Consider the following 627-nt stretch of genomic DNA (forward strand, 5'->3'; position numbering starts at 1 on the left):
GGATCAACCGCGCTGCCGGTGTCATCGCATCCTCCCATCAACGCCGAAAGCAATGATCCTAACGACAAGCCTCGGAGATGGACGATGAAACCATGTCCCCGAACTTCGCAGGCGGCACCACCGATCCGATGGGATGCGCATTCCGGGGTCATCCGGACAGTCGTTCCGATACGACCCGGACAAGGATTCCAATTTCATCCGGACAGGGTTTCCGATGGGGTGGACGCCCCCTCACGGCATCTCGACATGCCACGGTAGCGGTGTCGAAACGCGCTACGAGGAGGAGTCCGAATCGCACCGGGTTTGCCGGAGGCTGGTGATCTTTGGCTACGCTGCCACGTTCCGAGTTTCCAGTGCTGCGTAGTATACGGCCTCTGCTTCTGCGGGCGGGATGTTGCCGATTGGCTCGAGGAAACGGCGGGTGTTGAACCAGCCGACCCATTCGAGCGTGGCGAACGCCACTGCCTCGAAACTGCGCCATGGTCCGCGGCGATGGATGACCTCCGCCTTGAAGAGGCCGTTGATCGTCTCGGCCAGGGCATTGTCGTGGCTGTCGCCGACGCTGCCCACCGAAGGCTTGATACCGGGCTCCGCCAGGCGTTCGGTGTGGCGGATGGAGAGGTCCTG

Annotated in this window: 1 protein-coding gene; it reads right to left on the bottom strand. The window is 62.2% G+C overall.

The window, feature by feature from the left end:
- Window positions 1-327 precede the first annotated feature (327 nt).
- Window positions 328-627, bottom strand: a 300-nt coding sequence (locus tag QSJ97_RS24630; protein ID WP_285675149.1) for an integrase core domain-containing protein, incomplete at its 5' end; no start/stop codon positions are given.

It is taken from the genome of Paralimibaculum aggregatum (genome assembly GCF_030270585.1).
Lineage (GTDB): Bacteria > Pseudomonadota > Alphaproteobacteria > Rhodobacterales > Rhodobacteraceae > Thermohalobaculum > Thermohalobaculum aggregatum.